This window comes from Streptomyces sp. NPDC001502, from assembly GCF_042894785.1.
GTDB classification, from domain to species: domain Bacteria; phylum Actinomycetota; class Actinomycetes; order Streptomycetales; family Streptomycetaceae; genus Streptomyces; species Streptomyces kutzneri.
Genome location: NZ_JBIAVW010000003.1, coordinates 456,869 through 479,239, shown reverse-complemented (window position 1 = coordinate 479,239; position 22,371 = coordinate 456,869). Strand labels below are relative to the sequence as shown.

Sequence of the window (22,371 nt, the reverse complement as noted above, 5' to 3'; positions counted from 1 at the left end):
GGGCGGGCGGGTCATCGGCGGTGTCCGTCCCGGTAGACCTCCAGGGCGAGTTCGACGGCCCGGGCGGGTGCGGCCAGGCCGCCGGGTGCGGGCAGTGCCTCTTCCAGGACGACGCCGTCGGTGTGCCGGGACAGCCATTTGGCCAGGCAGCGCAGGTGCAGGGCGTTGCCGAGGTCCGCGAGGTGGGGTTTGGGGCGGGTGAGGCGGCTGAGGAAGTCCTCGGTGGCGCGGCCGGTGGGGGCGCCGGCCGCCGGGTGCAGGAAGACCTGTTCGGGCAGGCCGAGGCGGGCGCGCCAGTCGGCGGTGGCGGCTGCGGGGACCCGGTGGGGGCTGGTGTCGGCGGCGAGGTCGGCGCGCAGGGCGGCGACCACGGCGGGCGGCAGCAGCCAGCGGCGGCGCTGGAGGACCACGTGGCGGTGGCGGAGCCGGGAGCTGACGGTGACCCGGCCGCCGGGTGCGTCCAGGGTCCGGCGGGGGGCGAGGGGCCGGAAGTCGACGGCGCCGGCGGGGTGGTCGGCGAGGTGGGGGGCGATGCGGGCGGGCAGCAGCACGGGGGCGAGGAAGCCGGGGTAGAGCACGTCGAGCGGTTCGCCGGTGGTCCGCAGGTGTATGCGGACCTGGTCGGTGGCTTCGTCGTGGACGAGTTCGAGGTCGGCCTCGGCGATGGGGGTGCGGTCGCGGTCGGAGCCGATCTCGTCCGGGACGAGGAGGGGGTGGAGGTTGGCGTTGAACCCGCCGACGGGGCGGATCTGGGCGGGGCGGGCGCCGGGTCCGAGGCCGCGCCGGATCTGCCGGGACACCTCGGCGGTGGCGCGGGGGTCGAGGAAGTCCAGGAAGCGGCTGGTGAACCGGCCCCATCCGCCGTAGACGTGGTTGACGGCCAGCAGTCCGGCGGCGGGGTCGCGCTGGAGGAAGTAGGTGTAGCTGAGGGGGCGTTCGAGGGCCGTGGCGGGGAGCCGTTCCCCGAGGGTCCTGAGGGTGTCCGCGGGCAGGACCGCCTCGTCGGCGGGGGCGGCGGCGTGGCGGGGGCGGGGGCCGCCGGGCTCGCGCAGGGCGGCGGTGATCTCCGCGCGCAGCCGGGCCAGCGGTTCGGTCGCGGTGGGGAAGGCGTCGCGGTCGGCGGGGTCGAGCAGGGCGATCCGTCCGGCGGACTCCCAGGCGGCGGTGACGTCGGTGCCGAATTCCCAGGGGTGTGCGCAGCGTCCGCCGGGGCCGTAGCGCTCGACGAAGCGGTCCCGCAGGGCGCGGCGGACGAGGTGGCCGAGGTCGAAGAGTTCGGCGAGGGCGGTGACCTCGGCGAGGGCCTGGTGGTCGGCGGCGGCGAGGAAGCCGTCGAGTGCCAGCGGGCGCGGGGCGATCACGTCTTCGGACAGGACGGTCAGCGGGGCGGAGCCGGTGGGGACGGGCCGGCCGGCGGCGGCGAGCTCGGCGGTCCAGCGCTGGGTGAGGGCGGTGAGCAGGGCGGGGCGGCCGGCGGCCGGGGCGGCGGCGAACCGGGCGGTCAGCGAGCCGAGTTCGGCGATCCGGTCGGCGCGGTGGGCGTCTTCGGGGTGGCCGGGTGCGAAGGAGCGCACCCAGGCGTCGAGGCGTTGCAGGGGGGCGGGGTCCTGCGGGGCGACGGGGTGCTGCGGGACCAGGAGGTCCGCGCGGGTGAGCCGGTCGAGGAAGGCGGCGACCGCGGCCCGGCCGCTGCTGCTGCTGTCGTTCTCGCCGGCCGGGCAGAGCGCCGTGGCCAGGTGCCGGGTCAGGTCCGCGAGGGGTACGGGGTTCTCGGCGAGGCCGGTGAGCAGGCGCAGCGGTCCGCCGGAGGCCACCTCGGCCTCGTCCTCGCCGGGCACGAGGTAGCGGCCGCCGGCGAAGGAGGGCCGGTCGCGGGTGTAGGCGGTGCGTGGGCCGGCGGTCCGTGCGGTGCTGGTGATGCGGTGGGGAAGGGTGGTGCGCCGGTGCGGCGCGTCGAGGAGGGCGAGGGTCAGCGCGGTGGTCAGGGTGCGGTTGGCCCGTACGACGGAGCGCAGGGGGCCGTCGAGGACGGGTGCGGTGCCCCAGGAGGTCACCGGGCGGGCGGGGCCGCCGGCGGGGTGGCCGGCCAGTGGGCCCCATCCGACCGCCGTGAACCATGAGAGCGGGCTGGTCTTGGTGCTGGCCCGCAGGGCGTAGCGCAGCACGGTGGGCTCCTCCTTGCGGGTGCGGCGGTCGGCCGTGCCGGTGGCGGCACGGTTCATGGCGCGCAGCAGGTCGGCGCTGGTCAGGGCGGTGGCCTTGGCGAGGGCGGGTTCGCGGCAGAGGGCGGCGAGCGAGGCGCGTTCGGCGTCGAGGGCGGGGCCGCAGGCCGTGTCGAGGGCGGTGAGGAGGGTGTCGCGGGCGGCGCGCAGGGCGAGCCAGGCCGCGAGCCGGGGCAGGCGGGCCGGCAGGTCGCCGAGGCGGGCGAGCAGGGCGGGGCGGGGTTCACGGCGGTTGTGCAGGGCTCGGCGCAGGGGCAGGACGGTGTCGCGGTGGAAGTCCGCGGGGTGGCTGTCGCGGGTGGCATAGAGGTCGTCGCAGAGCGGTGCGGCGGTCAGGGCCAGTTCGGTGTCGAGCCGGTGGAGGCGGGTCAGCAGGTCCCGGAAGGCGGCTGCGGCGGGAGGCTGGGCGGGGAGGGCGAGCACGGTGGCGCGGGCCAGCGCGTAGGGCGCGGACCGTACCCGGTAGCCGTCGGTGCCGGGGGCGGAGTGCGGCTGCGGCTGCGGCATGGGTTCCCGTCCTGTGGGTGGGGGCGGCGCGCGGCTTCCCGCCGGGCGCGGGGGCACGGCGGGAAGCGTCTGGCGAGCGGTCATGCGGTGGCGCGATGGCGCGGTCATGCGGTGGCGCGGTGGCGCGATGGCGCTGTCATGCGGTGGCGCTGTCTGCGGTGGCGCGGTGGCGCTGTCTGCGGTGGTGCTGTGGCGCTGTCTGCGGTGGTGCTGTGCGTGGTGGTGCGGGTGGCGCTGTCATGCGGTGGTGCGGTGGCGCTGTCATGCGGTGGCGCGGTCATGCGGTGGCGCGGTGGTGTTCCCCGGTTACAGGGGGAGTTCGGGCAGCTGCGGGTGGGCGCAGGAGGACGAGCCGCAGGAACAGGAGCTGCCGCCGTTGGACGCGCCTCCCTCGGGCAGCGCGACCGTGTCCCGCATGGAGGTCACGGTGAGTTCACCGAGGTCGAGGTCGTCGAGGTCGAAACCGGCGGACTGCGTGGCGTCGTTCATGGGGTGCCTCTCGTGTAGGGGTCAGACTTCGAGGGCGGTGACGTCCTGCGGCTGGGCGCAGGACGAGGACCCCTGGCAGGAGCAGGAGCCCCAGGACGCCCCGCCCTCGGGCAGCGCGGCGGTGTCCCGCATCGAGGTGACGGTGAGGTCGCCGAGGTCGAGCTCCAGGTCGTGGAGTTCGGCCTCGGGGGTGTGTGCGGTGTCGGACATAGCTGTCTCCCGGGATGTGGAAGCGGAAAGCCGGAAGTGCACTGAACGTCGGTCGGCCGGACCGTCGGGAGAGTATTGCGATGCCGTCCGGACGGCAGCAAGTGCCTGAGGGTTATGTTCGCCGTCCGTCCAAGTCCGGTTCTGATCGGTGATGTCGCCGTCGGCCGAAACCGGCCGCGGGGAATTCCGGCCGTTCCCCCGGCATTCCGTCCGCTCCCCCGGTATTTGGCGGGGCCGGCCGAGGCCTGCGGGAACGGGGGCGTCCGTATTTCCCGGCGGGGGCGGGGAATGCGCGGCGTGCGGGCCGTCCGCGCCGGATGCCGTGCACCGTTGCGGCCCGGCGCCCTCCGGCAGGGCCGGAAGCGGCGGCCTGCATTCCGGGCCGGCCCGGTGGGTGTCCGGCCGTACGGAGGCGATTCGTGCGGCACCGGAATCCCCGCCGCCTCTTTTCCCCACGGGTGTTTTCCCGTCAGCCGGCACAGGGGGCGGCAGCGGTTTCCCGCCATTCCGGGAACGCCCCCAACCGGATTCATTCATCGCGCATCTACCAGCGTGTGACGGGTGAGATGAGCCGTCCGATTCGGACACCGACATGACGGAGTGTTTTCTTGAGCCCTTACCTCGGACGTGGTGCCGGCCGGCGGATGCTCCTGGCGCTGCTCTCGGCCCTGTGCGCGGTCGTCGCTGCCACCGCGCTCGGTACGGCCCCGGCGGCAGCGGCAGCCGCCGATCAGCGGCACCCGGTCTACGCCATCGCGCACCGCGTCGACACCCTGGACGGTGTGGACGCCGCGCTGGGGCATGGTGCCAACAGCATCGAGATAGACGTCTGCGCGTGGTGGAACCCGAACGAATGGCGGGCCTATCACGACTGTTCCTCGGCCGGTGACAACCGGCTGGGCCCCGGCTTCGACAGCATGATCGACCGCATTCTCTTCCACGCGGGCCAGGGGCGCAGGCTGTCGCTGGTCTGGCTGGACATCAAGGACCCGAACTACTGCGGGGAGCGGGAGAACCGCGGGTGCAGCGTCGCCGGGCTGCGCGACAAGGCGCAGCGGCTGACGGCTGCCGGGATCCAGGTGCTCTACGGGTTCTACGAGTACCACGGCGGCAGCACCCCGGACGTGGGGGGCCGGGGCTGGAAGAGCCTGGAGGGCAGGCTCGGCGCCCTGGAGGGCATCACGACGACCGGGACCCGCGACCGGGTCCGGGGCGCGTTCGACCGGTCCGGTTCCGGATTCCCGGCCGGCCGCCGGGTGATGGACTACGGCGACAGCGACATCACCAAGGGGTTCGGCAACTGCACGGAACCCACGTACTACACGTGCGCGGAACTGAAGAAGGGCGCCGCGGACCGTGACGCCGGACAGCTCGCGGCGACGCTGTCCTGGACGACCACCTACAACGATCCCTGGTACGTCGACAAACTGCTGGGCGACGGGCGGGTGGACGGCATCATCGCGGGCTACGGGGCCTTCACCGGGGTGCGCGAGTACGACGACAGCTGGCAGTGCGCCAACTCCGTCGGTCTCATCCGTGACTGGGTGAACCGGCACGGCGGCACCCATCGCATGGCCGTACCCGGTGACCGTCTGTTCAGGTAGGGCACGGGAAGGCGCCGCCGGCCGCGGTGCGCCCGCGCCGCGGCCGGCCCCGGCCCGCCCGCCTGCCTGCCTGCCGGGCCGGGCCGGGGCCGGGGCCGGAACGGGCGTGACGTACTCCGGTCCGGGTCGTTGAACCGGTAGGTCAGCGAAGTGCACGAAGGCCCCGGGTCGATGCCGGGGCCTTCGTGGTGTCCGCCGTCTCGGGGGAGGTCCAGCCGCCGGCCTTCGTGTCCCGTTTCTCTTCCGGTCGCCGCCCGCGGGCGGGCGCCGCGTCGCACAGAACCCGTACGGTGCCCGGTTCGTACGGGTTCGCAGCGGCGGGGCCGGGACAGGGGCGGGGTGTCAGGTCCGGCCGTGCGGGGCGATCGCGAGCATCGCGACGTCGTCGTGGAGGTGGGGGGTGTGGCGGGGGAGGTCGGTGTTGAGGAAGTCGACGACGTCGGCGGGGCCGGGTGCCGGGCGGCCTTCGAAGCGGTGGCGGAGCCGTTCGACGAGCGGATAGAAGTCGCCGCCGGTGTCACGGGCCTCCACCAGTCCGTCCGTGACCAGCAGCAGTACGTCGCCCCGGGTGAACCGGTGGCTGCACGGCACCGGCCGCTCCGCCGCGGCCAGGTGGCCGAGCCCGAGCGGCAGCGCCGGCGGGCCCTGAAGTGTGCGGACCTCGCCGCGGGAGATCAGTACCGGCTCCACGTGCCCGTGGTTGGTCACCGTCACCCGGTGCGCCAGGCTGTCGTACTCGATGAGCACGGCGGTCGCGAACAGTTCGGCGTCCCGGATCTCCTCGGCCTCGCGGACCAGGCCCCGTTCCAGCCGGGCGGAGATGGCCGGCAGGTCCCCCGCCTCGTAGGCGGCCTCGCGGAAGGTGCCCAGGATCGCCGCGACCGTGCGGACCGCCGGGAGCCCTTTGCCGCGTACGTCGCCGATGATGGCGCGCTCCCCGGTCCGGGTGGCGCGGATGTCGAAGAGGTCGCCGCCCACCATGGTCCCGGCCTCGCTCGGCCGGTACAGGCCGGCCGCGAGCACGTTCCCGACCTGGTGCGGCACCGGGCGCAGCAGGGCCCGCATCAGGGCCTCGGCGACGGAGTTGGCGTGGACGAGGTGGCGTTCTTGGCTGCGGCGGTGCGCGGCGAGGGCGGTGGCGAGGATGCCGACGACGGCGGTGGCGATGTCGGCGGTGACGTGGTGGGTCTCGCCCAGGTGGTGGGAGACCGCGGCGAGGAGGCCTTCCAGGAGGATCGCGAGGACGGTGAGCGCGGCCACGACGACCGGGCCGTAGGCGTATGCGGCGATGGCGGGCAGGGCGACGAGGAAGAGGCTCACCGCCCATTCCTCCCGCTGGGCGGCTTCCAGGAGGAGGACGAAGGCGACGTAGACGAACGGCAGCCACCGCGTCCACGCCGGCGGTGCGGCCGGCCGGAAGCCGTCGTCGGTGCCGGCCGTGAGGGAGGCGTCCGGGCGGGTGCCTCTCACCGCCCGCCCCCGGGCGCCGTGCGGAGGGCCGCGCACCCACGGGACCTGTGCACACGGGCCTCCTGACCTGAGCGTGATCGACTGTCACAGCGTGAGGAGGAAGTCGGGTCGAAGCTCCGATTACGCCGAACGCGGCATGTTGCCCGGTGGCCTGCGGCGGTGTGTGCGGGGGGTGTTCGCCGCCGCCCGCCGTGCCCGCCCTGTCGCCGGGGACGGTGCTTCGCCGGGACGGTGCTTCGCCGGGACGGTGCTGTCCGGGCGTGCCCGCCGGGCGGGGAGCATGGCCGGGCGAGTGCTGCCTTGCACTGCGCCGTGTGCGGCGCCCGGCTTTCCGCTCCGGTGCGTGCAGGTGTCCCCGCCGGCGCAGGGGCAGGCGTGGGCCCCGCTCGGCTCTCCCGTGGATCCCTGCCCGCCCAGGATGGCGGCGGGGAGCTCCGCCCGCGCTCCGGAAGCCGGGCCGGACCACCCGGGCCCCGCTGCCGGGGGCCCGGGGATCTCCCGTGCGGGACACCGGCCCGGGGCGGACCCGGTGGCCGCCCGGCAGGCCTGGCGGGCGCCGGGAAGCTGCCGGACCGCTGGGCCGGGTGCTGAGGTGCTGCGGGCCGGGCGGGCCGAACCCGGCCTGCCCGGGTGCGGGACACAGGGCGAACTGCGGACCGGCGGCTGCCACACCTGGGGGGAGGCGGTGCTCGGCGGGCGCCCGGTCAGCCGTTCCCCCTCGGAGCGGCCCGGAGTTCCCCGCCGGGTGGACGCCGTGGGGACGCCGTGGGGACGCCGTGGGGCTACTCGGCCCGCAGCGCGGCCAGCCGCTGTTCGAACGGCACCGTCCGGAAGCCGTTCGCCGGATCCGTCGATGTGATCGCCCCGGTCGGCGAACGGGGTGCGAGGACGGCGGCGGTGTCCGGGGCGGCGGGGCTCATGGCGTGTGCCAGTTCCGTGCCCGCGCGGGTGATCCGCCGGGCCAGGCCCTGCTCGCCCCAGTCCTGCGAGGCCGCGTACACGGCGGTGGGCTGGACCTGTGCGCGCAGGTAGGTGAACAGCGGGCGCAGGGCGTGTTCGGTGACCAGGCTGTGCCGGGCCGTGCCGCCGGTCGCGCCGAGGAGGACCGGTTTGCCGGTGAGGGCGTCCTTGTCGATGAGGTCGAAGAACGACTTGAACAGGCCGCTGTAGGAGGCGGCGAAGACCGGTGTCACGGCGATCAGGCCGTCCGCGGCCGCCACCGTGTCGAGTGCGGCGGCCAGCCGGGCGGGCGGGAACCCGGTGACGAGGTGCTGGGCGATCTCGGTCGCCAGTTCCCGCACTTCCATGACCTGGGGTTCGGCGTCCAGGTGGCCGAGTGCCGCGGCCGTGAGCCGGTCGGCGAGCAGGCGCGTGGAGGAGGGCGAGCTCAGCCCTGCCGATACGACGGCGAGTTTCATGCCTGTGTCTCCTGTTCCGGGGCCGGGCGGGCGGCCGCCACGCGGGCCTGGTGGGTCGGCGCGTCCGGTACGCCCGCGGGGCGCAGGTTCGCGAACTCCTTGCGCAGGACCGGTACGACTTCTTCGCCGAGGAGGTCGAGCTGTTCCAGGACGGTCTTCAGGGGCAGGCCCGCGTGGTCCATCAGGAACAGCTGGCGCTGGTAGTCGCCGGCGTAGTCGCGGAAGGACAGGGTGCGTTCGATGACCTGCTGCGGCGAGCCGACGGTCAGCGGTGTCTGGGAGGTGAACTCCTCCAGGGACGGGCCGTGGCCGTAGACGGGCGCGTTGTCGAAGTAGGGGCGGAACTCGCGTACCGCGTCCTGGGAGTTCTTGCGCATGAAGACCTGGCCGCCGAGACCGACGATGGCCTGTTCGGGGGTGCCGTGCCCGTAGTGGGCGTAGCGCTCCCGGTACAGGCTGACCATCTGCCCGGTGTGGGAGGCCGGCCAGAAGATGTTGTTGTGGAAGAAGCCGTCGCCGTAGTAGGCGGCCTGCTCGGCGATCTCCGGGGAGCGGATGGAGCCGTGCCATACGAAGGGGGCGACGCCGTCCAGGGGGCGGGGGGTGGAGGTGAAGGACTGCAGCGGGGTGCGGAACTTGCCCTTCCAGGTGACGGTGTCCTCGTCCCACAGGCGGCGCAGCAGGGCGTAGTTCTCGATGGCGAGGTCGATGCCGTCGCGGATGTCCTTGCCGAACCAGGGGTAGACCGGTCCGGTGTTGCCGCGGCCCGTCATGACGTCGACGCGGCCGTCCGCGACGTGCTGGAGCATCGCGAAGTCCTCGGCGATCTTCACCGGGTCGTTGGTGGTGAGCAGTGTCGTCGAGGTGGACAGGATCAGGTTCTCGGTGCGTGCGGCGATGTAGCCGAGCATCGTCGTCGGCGAGGAGGGGACGAACGGCGGGTTGTGGTGCTCGCCGGTGGCGAAGACGTCGAGGCCGACCTCCTCGGCCTTCTGCGCGATGGCGAGCATCGCCTTGATGCGCTCGTGCTCGCCGGGCACGCGTCCGGTCGTCGGGTCGGCCGTGACGTCACCGACGGTGAAGATCCCGAACTGCATGGCTCCCCATCCCCTTCCAAGATTGTTGACTGTTCAACCACACTCGGGAACGGGGGGTGCGCCCGCGGTATTCCCGGCGGCGGGTACGGGGCCGCCCCCGCGGCGCCCGGCCGTAACGGGCCGGGCGCCGCGGGGGCGGGGAGCCGGACGCCCGGGACGCCCGGGACGCCCGGGGGCCTGAGGCGCCGGGGGGCCTGGGGCGCCCGGGGGCCTGGGGCGGCGGGGGGTGTCAGCCCTGGCAGAGGCCGCGGGCGTAGTCGTACGTCGCGGTGGCCTGGGAGTAGCGCCACTGCGGGTCCAGCAGGTCGCTCTTGATCTGTCCGGCCGCGGCCGGGCTCTCGACGACGTACCCGAAGTCCTGGAGCCAGGACGGGTAGAGGTTCTTGGAGCCGATGTAGAAGGCCGATCCGTCGACCGAGACCAGCTTGTGGTGCTGGGCGTAGGGCTTGCCGTCCGCCCAGGCGGGCCGGTCGGAGGCGCGGAACGTGGCCAGCTGGAGGTTCTCGCACATCGCCGTGCGCGCCCGGCCGCCGTCACCGGTCAGGGCGGTCAGGCGGCCGCGCAGGGCGTCGCTCACCTCGGAGAGCGACTTGATCTGCGAGTAGCCGCCGCTGCCGATCGTGCCGCGGTTGGCCGGGTCGCTGACGACGATGCGGACCTTCACGCCGGAGACGAGCTTCGCGGCGAGGGCGTCGTAGAGGCGTACGTCGTAGCGGGGCAGCGGCGGGCAGGTGGCGTGCACGTCCTGCTGGGAGATCTCGACGTGCGAGGTCGCGCTGGAGACCAGGGCGCGCAGGGCGCTCTCCTCCGGGTTGACGGTGTCGTAGTCCCGGTCGGCGTTGGTGTTGTCGTGCACCCCGATCCCGCACTTGGTGTCGCCGGCCGTGGGCAGGACCGGGCGGAAGGAGGAGGCGGGGTCGCTCTGGCGGATGCCGACGCCGAGGCCGCCGACGGCGAGCGCGGGCACGTCCCCGCCGCCCGCCGGGGCGGCCGGGCGGGGCAGGGAGGGCATGCAGTCGGCGCCGGGCGAGGCGGCGAACCAGACCGAGGCCCAGTTGCCCTTGTTGCGGCAGGTCCAGTCCCACAGGGAGTCCAGGTAGCGGCCCGCGGAGCCGGCGGCGGGCCCGGTCAGCGCGAGGTCGACGTCGGCGACCGGGTGGGTGGTCTCCAGGTAGTCGTCCTTCCAGCTGTTGATGCCGCCGGTGATCACCGAAGTGCCGTCCACGACGACCAGCTTGGAGTGGTTCCAGGAGAACGCGGTCCTGGAGGTGGTCATCGAGGCCACGTTGAGGGTGATGCCGCCCGCGGCGGCCGGGCCCAGCCTGGCGAGCAGCTCGTCGCGGTAGGACGAGGGGATCACCGTGGAGTGGTAGACGGGCGCGGCGCCCACCATGATGCGCACCTTGAGCCGGCTGCCCTTCTGGGCGGCCTCCTTCAGGCCCGCGACGATCGCCTCCTGGTAGCCGCCGTTGGGGAAGGGCGCCAGCGTCGATATGTCCACCGTCTCCCGGGCGCCGGCGATGTCCTGGCGCATCTTGTCCAGGAGGCGGCGCGATCCGGGCCGGTCGGCGCAGGCGGCGTCGCCCCAGCAGCCGGGGGTCTGGAGCAGCCAGTCGGCGCCCCCGGGGACGGAGGAGCCGAGCCGGTTGCCGGCGGTGCGCTCCCACACCGAGCCCTCCAGGCCCGGCGAGACCTGGCGCAGGGTCTGCTCGACCGAGTCCAGGTGCGGTGTGGGTGCGTCGGCGGCGGACGCGGGGGCGGCGGCGCCGAGGAGGGAGAGGCCGAGTGCGAGGGCCGTGGCGGGGACGAGGGCCGCCGCAGCGACGGTGCGTGCCAATGTGGTTCCTTGACTGGGGGTGGGGGTGGCTCCGGCCGGGAGCGTGGCCGGCCACACCCCCGGCCTTGATCAACTCGCGTAAGTTACCAGCACGTAGCCCCTTGTTCACCCGCCCCGGGCGAGTTCCGGCCACCGGAGCCGGACCACCCGCCGGGCGGGGCCGGGAGCGCCTGCCGGGCGGGGCCGGGAGCTCCGACCGGGCCCGGGATCCGGGGTGTTGGCCGGGACCGTCCTCGCGGACGGCTCCGCCCGGCGGCGGGAGGGTGTCTGGCCGGTCGGGCCGGATCGGCGGGCCCGGGCCGGCCGGCAGGACACCCGTTAGGGTGGGCGGCGATGACTCCCGGGACGGCATTGCGCCACACACGGATCGGTGACCCGGTGCTCCGCTGAGCGCCGTACGGGCCGGTGTGGGCCCCCAGTTCGGGCGAGGAGCCCGCGCCGCCGCGCGGGCTCCGCCTCCGTCGTGTTCGGCCACATGCTCCGCACACCGACCACGACTGGAGAACCCATGCCCGTCACGACCCTGTCGATCCCCACCGCGGACGGCCCGGCCGACGCTTTCGCCGCCTGCCCCGGCCACGGCGGACGGCAGCGGTACCCGGGGGTGCTGATGTACGCGGACGGCTTCGGCATCCGGCCCGTGCTGCGGGAGATGGCCCTCGAACTCGCCGGGCACGGGTACTACGTACTCGTCCCCAACCTCTTCTACCGGCACGGCCCGGCACCGGTGATCGACCTTCCCGAGCACATCGGGGAAGAGGCCCGGCCCGCGGTCTTCGCCCAGCTGATGCCGCTGATCGAGGCGCACACCACCGAACGCGTCCTGAGCGACGCCGACGCCTACCTCGGGTTCCTCACCACCCGGCCCGAGGTCGGCGCCGGCCCGGTCGCGGTGACCGGCTACTGCATCGGCGGGCTCCTGGCGATGCGCACCGCCGCGGCGCACCCCGGCCGGGTGGCCGCCGCCGCCTCGTTCCACGGGCCGGTGGGCACCGACGGGCCCGACGGCCTGCGCCGCCTGCTGTCCGGGCTGACCGCCCAGGTCCACCTCGGCCACGCCGAATCCGACATCACGCCCGAGGCACTCGGCGAGCTCGGCCGGGCCCTGGACGCCGCGGGTGTCGGCCACACCTGCGAGATCTACCCCGGTACCGTCCACGGCTTCACCATGTCCGACACCGACGCCTTCGACCCCGCCGCGCTGCAGCGCCACTGGGACCGCCTGCTGCCCCTCCTCGGCCGTACCCTGACCGCCGGCTGAAGCCCCCGGCCCCGGGGCCCGGGGCCCGGCTCGGGCCCGGGGCCCGGCTCGGGCTCGGGCTCGGGGCGGCTCGGGCTCGGGGCTCGGGCTCGGGCTCGGGCTCGCCGGGGGGTTGTCCGAGCGGTCTCGCAGCCTGGGCCCATGACCACCGGGGCGCCGGAAGCCGTCTCGCACGAGGCGCCCGGGCGATACCTGCCGGTCATCGACGGGATGACCGTGCGGCCCTTCCCGGAGGCGGACTTCGAGGACGCCGCCGGCTACGGCGGCCCGGCCTGCTGCGTCCGTGTGCCGCGCGCGAGCCAGGACTTCCGGGACGGCGAGTACCACCGGGCCCTGGACCGGGCCGGCGCGGAGATGAGCGCCGGCCTCGGCGCTCTGGCCGCGGCCCTCACGGTGCGCTGGGGCGATCCGCTCGCCGTCGGCCCGGGGCCGTACCCGGAGGCCGGCTTCGGCGGGAGGACGGCCCCGGAGCCGGTCGGGCGCCTCTCCCAGAGCGCCTGCGGCATGCAGGCGCGGACCGTCCCGGACAGCGGCCGCCGGATCGGCCTCACCGTCGGGCGGCACGGCACGGAACTCCCGCTCGCACTCATGGCCGTGGCCAGCCGCACCCCCCGGCCCGCCCCGGGCGCCGGCGGCGGAGGCTGAGCGCGGAGCCGCGTACGGGCCCGCCGCGGGGGTGCGGGCGGGGTCCGTACGGCCGTCCGGGCTGGGCCCGGGTGGCCGTACGGACCCGGTGTGCGCTCCTCAGGAGGCGGCCAGGGCCTCCAGGGCGGGGACCGTTTCGGCCGGGGTCGGCAGGGCCGCGTTCTCCGCCCGGAGGCGGGCGGCCCCCTCGCGCAGGGCCGGGTCGGCGGTGAGGCGGGTCAGGAGCGGGGCGTCGACGTCGTCGGAGGCGGAGCGCAGGGCGGCGCCGGTGGCGGTCAGGGCGGCGGCGTTGGTGAAGTGGTCGGCGCCCTGGGGAAGCAGGAGCTGGGGCAGGCCGGCCTGCAGGGCGGTGAGCAGGGTGCCGGAGCCGCCGTGGTGGATCAGTGCGTCGCAGGCGGTCAGCAGCTCGGCGAGCGGGACCCAGGGCAGCGGGCGGACGTTGTCCGGGAGGGTGCCCAGCGGGCCGAGGTCGGCGTCGCCGACGGCGAGCAGGAACTCGGCGTCCACCGACGCGGCGGCCTCGGTCAGGCGGACGATGGCGCGGACGCCGTCCAGCTCGGTGAGCACGGTGCCCAGGGTGACGGCGACGCGCGGACGGCCTGCGCGCCGGAGCAGTCCGGCGGGGACGGTGCCGCCGCCGTTGTAGGGGAGGTAGCGCACGCGCAGGCCGCCCGGGTCGCCGCCGAGCGAGGCGGGGACGATGTTCAGGGCGGTGGGCTCGGCCGGGGCGTCCACCCCGTACGTCCCGTACGCCTCGGTGAAGTTGGCGGCGAGCCGGGCGACCATGTCCAGGCCTGAGGTGACACCGAAGTTGTGGACCACCGACGGGATCTTGAGTTTGGCCGCGACCAGCGGGGCCGACGCCTGGAAGGAGTCGTAGACCAGCAGGTCGGGGCGCCAGCTTTCGGCGGCCTCCAGCAGACCGTCCACGGTGGAGCGGGAGACGAGCGCGAAGCCGTGGGCCGCCCGGTCGAGGATCTGGTCCGTGGTCATGTCCGGGGCGACGTAGCGCACTTCCCGGTCCGCGGACTGCTCGAAGACGTCCCGGATGCTGCGGCCGTCGCCGATCTCGACGATCGGGAAGCCGCTCTCGCGGAGCTGGCCCAGGGGCTGCGAGCCCGCGAACAGCACCTCGTGGCCGGCGGCGCGCAAGGCCTGGGCGGTCGGGATCATCGGGAAGAGGTGGCCGGCTGCGGCCGGTCCGGTGAAGAGTATGCGCACGGTTTCTCCTTGCCATCGAATCTGCCGGCCGGGCCGGGCCGTGCGGGCCCGGCCCGGCCCGGCCCGGTTCCCTCCGGTGAACCGACGCGCACACACGCCGCGTTCCCTCCGGGGGATCGATAATCGGACGTTCTTGGGCGCGTCTGTCCGGGAAGGGTGCGATGCGCTCCCGGGCGGCGGCCGCACCGGGGGCCGGCCGCGCCGGGACGGGAGCCGGCCGCGCCGGGCCGGGGCGGGGCGGGGGCGGGCCGGGGCGGCTTTCTGCGCTGCCTGGCTGCGGAGCGGCACCGGTACGATCGCGGGACGGGCGGGGCCGTAGCGCAGAGGTCGACGCGCGCGGTCTCCAAAATCGCGAGGACGCCGGTTCGATTCCGGCCGGCTCCGCCCGCCCCGGGTCCGGGCCCGCCCCGGCCGGTGATCACATCACGCAGGCGGAGGCCGGGAGGGGCTTCGGTCCGCCCGCAGGACATCACGACGGCAGCATGTCCGGGCCGGCCGGGCGGCGTTCGCGCTTCCCGCGGAGCGGGACCGGCAGCCCTCGCACCCGAGGCCGTACGCCGTGCCGTGCCTTCCCGACCGGTCCCCGGACCGCCCCTGTCCGGGGCCGTGAAGCCCGGATGGCCCGCGAAGCGGCCGCACGCGCCGCGGCCGGCCTCCGCGGCCGGCGACGGCACGGCGGCCCCCGCCGCGTCACGGCTGACCGCCGCCACCGGGGGGCCTGCGCACCTGTACCGCCGGCCCCGCGGACCGCGGCACGTCGCCGGCGCTCCGCCGCCGCCTTCCACTCCCCCGCCGGGCGCCTCCCGCACGAGGCGGTGCACCGCCGAGGCCTGACCGTCCGGCCCGTCCGCCCGTCCGCTCGGTTTGCCCGGCAGCCGGAGCCCGGCGGGCTGGTCACGTACGCGTTCACGCACGAGGTGACCGGTCCGCGGCTGCCCGTGCTGAAGCCGGACGGCGGCAGGCCGCCGGTCGTGCCCGCTCCGGCGCGCGGAGCGCATGACGGGCGGGAAGCGGCGGAGCCCGGACGTGAAGCCGGGCCTGACGGCGACGGCCGTGATGGTGCTCCCGTCCGGCGGCACTCCGGGCCCGGCCGGGGCGGCGGCCCGCGCCTGCGGCGGCGGGCGGCGGGCGGCGGGCGGCGGGCGGCGGGCGGGCCGGCAACGCCGGCCCGGGTCCTGGCGGCGGCGGAAGCGGTCCGCCCGGCGCGTGCCGGTCCCCCGGGGCCTCTTCCCTGCCAGGATGGGCCCGTGACCGGATCTCATGCGTGGACGGACCCGTGGTGCGGGGGTGAGGGGTCCGCCCTCTCCCTCTGGTCGAAGGACTCGGTCCTGTCGATCGGCTCGGTGGGCTCGGTGCTGTCGATCGGCTCGGTGGGCTCGGTGCTGTCGATCGGCTCCGTGGGCTGCGCGCTCTCCGCCGCTTCCATCGGTTCCTCCCTGTCCGTGCTCTCCGCGGCCTCCTGGCTCAGCACGGGCTCGCTGCTGTCCGCGCGCTCGCGCTGGTCGGTGCTGTCCTGGCGCTCACGTGACGGCTTCATGGTGGCCGGCGTCGCCGCCGCGACCGCCGCCGCCGGGCTCGCGCTGCACTTCGGTGCGCGCCGCGGCGGCCGCCGCAGGGGTGTCCTGTCCCCCTGATGCGGGGCCGCCGCGCGCTCCTTGCGGGATCCGGCAGGCCCCTATGCTGCCGGGATGATCAAGCCGATTGAACTCGTGATATTCGACTGCGACGGAGTGCTCGTCGACACCGAACGCATCGCCGTGCGCGTCCAGATGGCCCTGGGAGCGGAGCTCGGCTGGCCGCTGACCCGTGAGGAGGTCGTCGACCGGTTCATCGGGCGTTCCAGGGAGTCGATCTGCGAACAGATCGCGCAGCGGCTGGGCGAGGAGACGGCCGCCGTGTGGTGGGAGCAGCTGCTGCGGCGCCACCGGGACGCGGTGGACAGCGGGCTGGAGGCGGTCGACGGGCTGCCCGGGGCGCTGGCGGAGATCACCCTGCCGGTGTGTGTCGCCTCCAGCGGCTCGCACGACAAGATGCGCCACACCCTTGGTGTCACGGGGCTCTACGAACGCTTCGCGGGCCGCATCTTCAGCGCTGCCGAGGTGGCCCGCGGCAAGCCCGCCCCCGACCTCTTCCTGCACGCGGCACGGCGGATGGGCGTCGACCCCGCCGCGTGCGTGGTCGTGGAGGACAGCCGCCCCGGCGTCCAGGCCGCCCGCGCCGCCGGGATGCGCGCCTTCGGCTACGCGGGCGGGCTCACCCCCCGGGAACGGCTCGCGGGCCCGGGCACCGTCGTCTTCGACGACATGCGCGAACTGCCCGGCCTCGTCACCGGGCAGCTCTAGGGGGTGTCCTGCCGGTCAGGGCGGATCAGGGAGCGGTGGCCGGCGCCATGGGGCCTCCCCAGGCCCGCCACGGCCGGGGGGAAGGACCGCACGGCGGACGAGGGAGGCGACGCGGAGCATCGCCGGCCGAGGACAACGCGGCCAGGCGCGGTGCCGGGCGCCGCGAGCCCGGCCTGACCGGCAGGACACCCCCTACGCCGTCTCTTTCGGATCCTGTCGGCCGGGCCCGCGCCGTCTGGTGCCGTGCCTCTCCCCTCGGCTGCCCCCGGGGCGGAGGGGCCCCCGGCGGAGGGGCCCCCGGCGGAGGGGCGCCCGGGTACCGGACGCGGTCGAGTGCCCGGGCGAGGCGGCGGGGTGCGGTGCCGGGCGGTGCGGGTCGGGCAGGCTCCGCAAGAGACGGCCTGGCGGCGTCAGGTGGCGGGCGGGGTCCAGTCGGCGGGCAGGCCCGACTGGGCAAGGACGGTGGCCAGGCTGTAGTGGTCCTGGTCAAAGGCGATGCGGCAGTGGTTCCTGTCGAGGTCGAGCCGGGTGGTCATCGGTACGGCGAAGGGCTTGGGCGCGCCCTTGAGGTGGCCTGAGTAGACGGCCCGGACGGTGAGGCGGTCACCGTCGAGGCGGGTGGTGCGGATGGTGACGTGGACGTTGTCGATGAGGGTGTCGGCGCGGGCCTTCCACCCCGCGATCTCCTCGCGGCCGCGGAAGGTGACGCCGACGGCTTCGTCGGTGTAGGTGCCGTCGGCGGTGAACAGGGCGCCGAGGGCCTGGGGTTCGGTGCCGTTCCAGGCGCGGGCCCAGGCGGTGGCGATCCCCGGCGTGCGGTGGCCGGTGCCCTGTGCGGCGTAGGCGGTGGAGGCGGTGGCGCAGAGGGAGGCGGTGGCGGTCAGCACGGTGAGGGTACGCAGCGCGCGGGACGTCATGGTGGAGGCTCCTGGGAGTGCGGGTGCGGCCTTGCCGGCGACGGCGGCAGCGACAGCGGCGACGGTGGCGACGGTGGTGGTGGCGGGCGGGTGCGGGGGGTTCGGCGGCCGGGTGGGCGGCAGAGCCGTTGCGGGCCGAGGGCGCGGGTGTGCCGCCCCGTCCGGCTGTGTACGTGCAACCTTCATGGGACACAGACTCGTGCCGGGCGGTGTCCGGTCTCCAGCCCCCGCAGGGGTGGGGGGCTGTCCAGCACTGCCCACTGCTGTCCACCCGGTCCCGGTCCCGGTCCCGGGTCCGGGTCCGGGTCCGGGTCCGGGTCCGGGTCCGGGTCCGGTGTGGGCGGCGGCCCGCTCCGGGGCGCCGGCGGTGCGCAGCGCCACGGCTTGTCCCGGACGGCGGGGCGGGACCGGGCGGGCCGTGGGGTCGGCGGACCTGGTCCGGGCGGTCCCGATGCCGGGTTGCGTACCCGGTTTCCCGGACCCCGGTGCTTGCGCGACATGCCCGGGAGGCGGCCGGCCGGGCCCGCCACTGCGGCAGCTGCCGCGAGCGCGTGTTCCACCGCCGCCGGACCCGTCGTCCGGCCCGGCCCGCGCCCCCGCGAGTCCGGCGCGGTCGGGACACCGGTGTGAGCGGTCCGGCCCGGGCAGGCCCTATGTCCGGCGGCGGCGGCTGTCCGGCCGTGCTCGCGGACCGTGAACGCGGGTGGGGTGATCTCGTCCGGAGCGGCCTCGCCCGTGTCCTGACGGCCTGCCGGCCGCTCCGGCCGCCGAAGGTCCGGACGGCCGCCCGGCTGTTGTCCCACCGCCGGCGTCCCTGGCTCCGCACGGCAAAGGCCCGCCGGGGACGCGTACGGCAGGGCTGCCGGAACCGGCACCCGCGCCGCCGGCAGGACCTCGCGGACCGTGTCGGGTCCGTGAGAGCTTCCGCCGGCAGCATCGCCGGGGTGTCCCGGCGGTCCCGGACGCTCCCGGACGGTCCCGGCCGTACTCGTGCCCGGCGGGGTCACGGTCGCCGGCCCGCCCCGGGTGGCCGCGCTGGGCCGGCCGGGCGGGCTCTGTCCCGGTCGCGGCGAGACGGCCGCGCCGGCACCGCCCACCGGTGCGAACGGCACCGGCGCTCCCGTGCCCGGCGCTCCCGCAGCCCCCGGGCTCTGGCCGGCGACGGCTCCACCGGCATGGCCGCGGTCCTGCCGGTCCGGGCGCGCTGCCGGCCTGCGAACCGGTCCGGCGGGGGATCAGAAGAGGTACCCGGCGCGGCTGTTGCCCGCCGGGGTGGCGCCGCGGGCCTGCCCGGGCCGCCGGCCCTGCCCTCGCGTCCTGGTCACCGCGTGCGGGACGCGGATCAGGGACCCGCGGCCGCCCGGGGCCCGCCGCCCGGGGCCCGCCGCCCGGGGCCCGCCGGCCGGGGCCCGCCGGCCGGGCACACCCGGTCATGGCGTCTGTGCGGTCAGGGCCGGCGGCCCGGCTCCCGTGCGGTGCCGTCGCCGTCCGCCCGCATGGACAGGGGCGGGATCCTGCCGAGCACCACGAGCCGGTGGCGTAGGGCCATGACGACGGCCGATGCGGCGACGATGACCGTCCCGCCCAGCTGCAGGACCGTGTCGTAGGTGTCCTCGGGCGGCCGCTGCGGGGTCATCGCGGAGATCGCCGCGGCCGTCCCGGCGAGGGCGATCGCGCCCAGCGTGACCAGGAACGTCAGCAGTACGCCCGAGGCCTCCCCCGCCCTGGCCGGTGCGACGACCTGCTGGGTCGCCACGCCGGAGAAGGTCCAGCCCAGGCCCAGGCCCAGGCCGCACCACGCGAACACCGGCACGTACAGCCACCATGGGCCGGCGTGGGCGAGCACGTACATTCCGGTGCCCGCGACCGCGCCGGCGAGTGCCATGACCGCGGTCGGCCGCATGTGCCGGCCCAGGCGCGCCCCGAGCGGGCCGCTGACGGCGACGAGCAGGGCCGGGGCCAGGAACACCGTGCCCGCCAGGAGCGGCGAAAGCCCGCGTACGCCCTGGAGGTAGAGGGTGGCGAGGAAGACGGTGACGCCGTAGCCCATGTTGGAGAGCGAGCCCATCGCGGTCACCAGGACGTACGGGACGTTCCGGAAGAGCCGCAGGTCGACCAGCGGGTGCCGGGCGAGCCGCTCCCGCAGCAGGAACAGGGCGCCGGCCGTCACGGCCAGGGCGGAGCACAGGAGGGTACGGGCGCTCCCCCAGCCCCAGGCGTCCCCGCGTTCCACGGCCAGGGTGAGCGCGGCCAGCGAGCACACGATCAGGGCGCAGCCCGGGAGGTCGAGCGCGCGGGGGGCCGAGGTGTCGCGCGAGTCCGGTACGTACAGGAGGGCGGCGAGCAGCGAGAGCAGGCCCAGCGGTGCCATCAGCCAGAAGATCCAGCGCCAGCCGGGTCCTTGGGTGAGGCCGCCGCCCACGAAGGGTCCGAGCGCGGTCCCGATGTTGGCGACGCCGAAGACGGCGCCGAGGGCTTTGGCGCGGGTTTCCCCGGGGAAGGTGTTGGTGATCACGGACACGGACACCGGGAAGACGAACGCCGCGCCCACGCCCTGCGCGATCCGGGCCGCCACCAGCGGGCCGAGGCCGGGTGCCAGTGCGCAGCCCACGGAGCCGGCGGTGAACAGGGCGATCCCGGCCAGGAGGCTGCCGCGCCGGCCGAAGACGTCCCCGGCCCGGCCGCCGACGATGAAGAAGCAGCCGATGGCGAGCATGTACGCGGACAGGGTCCACTGCGCGGCCGGGACCGTGACGCCGAGTTCCGCCGCGATCCCGGGAAGGGCGAGGCTGAGGGCGAAGAAGTCGAGCTGGATGCAGAACAGGGCGACGGCGACGGCGATGAAGGCCCCCGTCCTGCGCGCGGCCGGTGAAGTCTCAGCGCGCATGAGGGCGTTCCTCTCAGCCGGCACGCCGGAGGGGGCGGCGCGGGACGCGCGGGACGCCCGCGCGCGTGCCCTGGTCCCATTGTGGGGCGGCCCGCTGCGCGGTGCAGTCCGGCCCCGGCCGGGCCGGGGGCGGCCGGAAGGCCGGAAGGCCGGGTACGCGAGAACGCCCGGCCGGGAGGTCCCGGCCGGGCGTTCTCGTATGTCTGCTGCGCTGCGCGGTGCCGCGCGGTGCGGTGCTGGTGCCCGCTGGTGGCTTAGTACCAGTGGTTGGCGGACCAGAAGTTCCAGGCGCCGACGGGGCTGCCGTAGCGGTCGTTCATGTAGTCCAGGCCCCACTTGATCTGGGTGGCCGGGTTGGTCTTCCAGTCCGCGCCCGCGGAGGCCATCTTCGAGGCCGGCAGGGCCTGGGCCAGGCCGTAGGCGCCGGAGGAGGCGTTGGTCGCGGTGTGGTTCCAGCCGCTCTCGTGGGAGATGATCTTGTCGAACGCGGCGAACTGGGCCGGGTCCTTGATCATCTGCTGCGCGATCGCCTTGGCGCTCACCGGGGCCGCCTGGGCGGGAACCGTGGCGAGCATGGAGCCGGCGACACCCAGGGCGACGACGGTGCCCGCGAGGGCCTTCCTGGAGGCGGCGATGCGGCGGATGACGGCGTTGGACACGGATTGACCTTCCACAGGGAACAAGGGCGGTCGCAGGCATGCCGGAGACATGCGTGAGCCACTCACGCGGTGGAGAGGGGTTCGTCGGCGGCGGGTGAAGTACCCGTGCCGCCTGGCGACTCATCCAGTTCTACAGACGGCCCGGCACCCTGGCAACGGCCCCTGGTACTAAGGGCCCTCGCAGCCGGGGACCGGCGGCCCTGCCACGGGCGGGGCGGGATCCGTGCAGGCGGGGCCCGATACCGGGGGCGATACGGGACCTTCGGGGCCTACTATCCCGGCTCGTATGTGACGTGGGCCCTATGGGGCGGGTCACCCCCGGGGCGCCCGAATCTCACCGGCTGTCATCGCCCGTACCCCCGTCGGGCCGGCCGGCCGGACGCCGGGACCGCCCCGGGACCGGGAAAGAGGCGGGCCGGAGGCCCGTGTCCGCCGGGGCGAAGGCCCGGGTCCGCCGGGGCGAAGGCCCGCGTCCGCCGGGGCGAAGGCCCGCGTCCGCCGGGGCGAAGGCCCGCGTCCGCCGGGGCGAAGGCCCGCGTCCGCCGGGGCGAAGGCCCGCGTCCGCCGGGGCGAAGGCCCGGGTCCGCCGGGGCGAAGGCCCGGGTCCGCCGGGGCGGAGGACCGCTCCGCCGGGGCGGAGGACCGCTCCGCCGGGGCGGAGGACCGGCCCGGGTCCCGGCGCCCCGTCGCGGGCGCCGGGACCCTCCCCTCACCGCGCCGTCCGCGTCCATGTGGGCGAAACCGCGGGCGAAACGCTGCCCGCCGTGCCTGCGGGGGGCCATGGTCTCTTCACAGACACCGGCCCGGAGAAGGGAACGAGACATTGCTTGTGAGGCGTACGGGAACGGTCCTGGGCGCGGCCGCGCTGAGCGTGCTGGGCGTGCTGGCGGTCCCGGCCGGTGCCCGCGCCGCGGCGGTCGCCTGTGGCGGGGGCACCTCGACCGGCCGGGTGGCGGTCAACGGCTGCATCAGCGCCGAGCGGGGATCGGCCGGCAGGTTCCCCACGCGGGAGATCACGGCGCACATCAGGGCGCGCAACACCGGGACGAGGGGGGTGGACGTCGCCTACGAGGCGTTCTTCCGTGTCGTGGACGGCGGTCACTGGGAGAAGGTGGGCAGCGGCCGTGTCCACGTGCGGGCCGGCGAGTCGGTGGGCCCGGTGGAAGTCGGGAGCACGACGCGGGTATGCGGCCCCGTGAGGGTGGAGATCCGGGTTCACGCCCGGGCCGGGAGCGCCGCCTGGAGCGGCTGGTCCCCCGCGGCCACAAAGCAGTGCCAGACCTGACAACCCGCACGACCCACGCCCACGCCCACGGCCGTGGCCGCAGGCCGTGGCCGCACGCCGTGGCCGCACGCCGTGGCCGCACGCCGGTGGCCGCACGCCGGTGGCCGTGGCCGCACGCCGGTGGCCGTGGCCGCACGCCGGTGGCCGTGGCCGTGGCCGCACGCCGGTGGCCGTGGCCGGGGCCGTGGCCGCACGCCGGTGGCCGTGGCCGTGGCCGCACGCCGGTGGCCGTGGCCGTGGCCGCACGCCGGTGGCCGTGGCCGTGGCCGCACGCCGGTGGCCGTGGCCGTGGCCGCAGGC

17 protein-coding genes and 1 tRNA gene are annotated in these 22,371 nt (G+C 75.7%); 7 read left to right on the top strand and 11 right to left on the bottom strand.

Annotated elements, in window-relative coordinates; all coding sequences use genetic code 11:
* Window positions 1-11: 11 nt before the first annotated feature.
* The 3 genes from ACFY0D_RS06995 to ACFY0D_RS06985 form a co-directional block, all read right to left on the bottom strand.
* The gene (locus tag ACFY0D_RS06995) at window positions 12-2,729 is read right to left on the bottom strand and encodes a lantibiotic dehydratase (RefSeq protein ID WP_390797361.1); all 2,718 of its coding nucleotides are present in this window, start codon (window positions 2,727-2,729) and stop codon (window positions 12-14) included.
* Window positions 2,730-3,035: 306 nt separating this feature from the next.
* Window positions 3,036-3,218, bottom strand: coding sequence for a thiazolylpeptide-type bacteriocin (locus ACFY0D_RS06990; RefSeq protein WP_030774781.1), 183 nt, complete (start codon window positions 3,216-3,218; stop codon window positions 3,036-3,038).
* A gap of 21 nt (window positions 3,219-3,239) precedes the next feature.
* Complete coding sequence (locus ACFY0D_RS06985) at window positions 3,240-3,428, bottom strand: thiazolylpeptide-type bacteriocin (RefSeq protein ID WP_390797360.1); 189 nt, start codon at window positions 3,426-3,428, stop codon at window positions 3,240-3,242.
* Window positions 3,429-4,036: 608 nt separating this feature from the next.
* Between ACFY0D_RS06985 and ACFY0D_RS06980 the strand changes: the two genes are divergently transcribed.
* Window positions 4,037-5,032: a phospholipase gene (locus ACFY0D_RS06980; protein ID WP_390797359.1), complete on the top strand. Its 996-nt coding sequence runs from the start codon at window positions 4,037-4,039 to the stop codon at window positions 5,030-5,032.
* 342 nt (window positions 5,033-5,374) lie between these two features.
* On the opposite strand, the gene ACFY0D_RS06975 is transcribed toward ACFY0D_RS06980, so the two are convergent.
* From ACFY0D_RS06975 to ACFY0D_RS06960, 4 genes are all read right to left on the bottom strand, one after another.
* Window positions 5,375-6,502 (bottom strand): PP2C family protein-serine/threonine phosphatase, encoded by a 1,128-nt coding sequence (locus ACFY0D_RS06975; protein WP_390797358.1) that lies wholly within the window; start codon window positions 6,500-6,502, stop codon window positions 5,375-5,377.
* A gap of 782 nt (window positions 6,503-7,284) precedes the next feature.
* Window positions 7,285-7,920: a CE1759 family FMN reductase gene (locus ACFY0D_RS06970; RefSeq protein ID WP_390797357.1), complete on the bottom strand. Its 636-nt coding sequence runs from the start codon at window positions 7,918-7,920 to the stop codon at window positions 7,285-7,287.
* The gene (locus tag ACFY0D_RS06965; RefSeq protein WP_390797356.1) at window positions 7,917-9,017 is read right to left on the bottom strand and encodes an LLM class flavin-dependent oxidoreductase; all 1,101 of its coding nucleotides are present in this window, start codon (window positions 9,015-9,017) and stop codon (window positions 7,917-7,919) included. The genes ACFY0D_RS06970 and ACFY0D_RS06965 overlap by 4 nt, the downstream gene beginning before the upstream one ends.
* A gap of 229 nt (window positions 9,018-9,246) precedes the next feature.
* Window positions 9,247-10,854, bottom strand: a complete 1,608-nt coding sequence (locus tag ACFY0D_RS06960) for a phospholipase (protein ID WP_390797355.1) — start codon at window positions 10,852-10,854, stop codon at window positions 9,247-9,249.
* A gap of 508 nt (window positions 10,855-11,362) precedes the next feature.
* On the opposite strand from ACFY0D_RS06960, the gene ACFY0D_RS06955 reads away from it, so the two are divergent.
* The gene (locus ACFY0D_RS06955; RefSeq protein WP_390797354.1) at window positions 11,363-12,115 is read left to right on the top strand and encodes a dienelactone hydrolase family protein; all 753 of its coding nucleotides are present in this window, start codon (window positions 11,363-11,365) and stop codon (window positions 12,113-12,115) included.
* A 141-nt stretch (window positions 12,116-12,256) separates the two neighbouring features.
* On the top strand, window positions 12,257-12,760 hold the full coding sequence (locus ACFY0D_RS06950) for a hypothetical protein (protein ID WP_390797353.1): 504 nt from the start codon (window positions 12,257-12,259) through the stop codon (window positions 12,758-12,760).
* 99 nt (window positions 12,761-12,859) lie between these two features.
* On the opposite strand, the gene ACFY0D_RS06945 is transcribed toward ACFY0D_RS06950, so the two are convergent.
* Window positions 12,860-13,981, bottom strand: coding sequence for a glycosyltransferase (locus ACFY0D_RS06945; RefSeq protein ID WP_390797352.1), 1,122 nt, complete (start codon window positions 13,979-13,981; stop codon window positions 12,860-12,862).
* A 309-nt stretch (window positions 13,982-14,290) separates the two neighbouring features.
* Between ACFY0D_RS06945 and ACFY0D_RS06940 the strand changes: the two genes are divergently transcribed.
* The 3 genes from ACFY0D_RS06940 to ACFY0D_RS06930 all read left to right on the top strand — a co-directional run bounded on the left by ACFY0D_RS06940 (window position 14,291) and on the right by ACFY0D_RS06930 (window position 16,323).
* Window positions 14,291-14,365 (top strand) — tRNA-Trp (locus ACFY0D_RS06940).
* 863 nt (window positions 14,366-15,228) lie between these two features.
* Complete coding sequence (locus ACFY0D_RS06935) at window positions 15,229-15,615, top strand: hypothetical protein (RefSeq protein ID WP_390797351.1); 387 nt, start codon at window positions 15,229-15,231, stop codon at window positions 15,613-15,615.
* A 54-nt stretch (window positions 15,616-15,669) separates the two neighbouring features.
* The gene (locus tag ACFY0D_RS06930; protein ID WP_390797350.1) at window positions 15,670-16,323 is read left to right on the top strand and encodes an HAD family hydrolase; all 654 of its coding nucleotides are present in this window, start codon (window positions 15,670-15,672) and stop codon (window positions 16,321-16,323) included.
* A gap of 410 nt (window positions 16,324-16,733) precedes the next feature.
* Here the strand turns inward: ACFY0D_RS06930 and ACFY0D_RS06925 are convergent, their stop codons facing one another.
* The 3 genes from ACFY0D_RS06925 to ACFY0D_RS06915 all read right to left on the bottom strand — a co-directional run bounded on the left by ACFY0D_RS06925 (window position 16,734) and on the right by ACFY0D_RS06915 (window position 20,837).
* Window positions 16,734-17,240, bottom strand: coding sequence for a nuclear transport factor 2 family protein (locus tag ACFY0D_RS06925; RefSeq protein WP_390797349.1), 507 nt, complete (start codon window positions 17,238-17,240; stop codon window positions 16,734-16,736).
* A gap of 1,447 nt (window positions 17,241-18,687) precedes the next feature.
* Window positions 18,688-20,127 carry an MFS transporter gene (locus ACFY0D_RS06920; RefSeq protein ID WP_390797348.1) on the bottom strand — a complete coding sequence of 480 codons (1,440 nt, stop codon included), beginning with the start codon at window positions 20,125-20,127 and terminating at the stop codon, window positions 18,688-18,690.
* 254 nt (window positions 20,128-20,381) lie between these two features.
* On the bottom strand, window positions 20,382-20,837 hold the full coding sequence (locus ACFY0D_RS06915) for a transglycosylase SLT domain-containing protein (protein ID WP_390797347.1): 456 nt from the start codon (window positions 20,835-20,837) through the stop codon (window positions 20,382-20,384).
* A 778-nt stretch (window positions 20,838-21,615) separates the two neighbouring features.
* On the opposite strand from ACFY0D_RS06915, the gene ACFY0D_RS06910 reads away from it, so the two are divergent.
* Complete coding sequence (locus ACFY0D_RS06910; protein WP_390797346.1) at window positions 21,616-22,071, top strand: hypothetical protein; 456 nt, start codon at window positions 21,616-21,618, stop codon at window positions 22,069-22,071.
* Window positions 22,072-22,371: the final 300 nt, after the last annotated feature.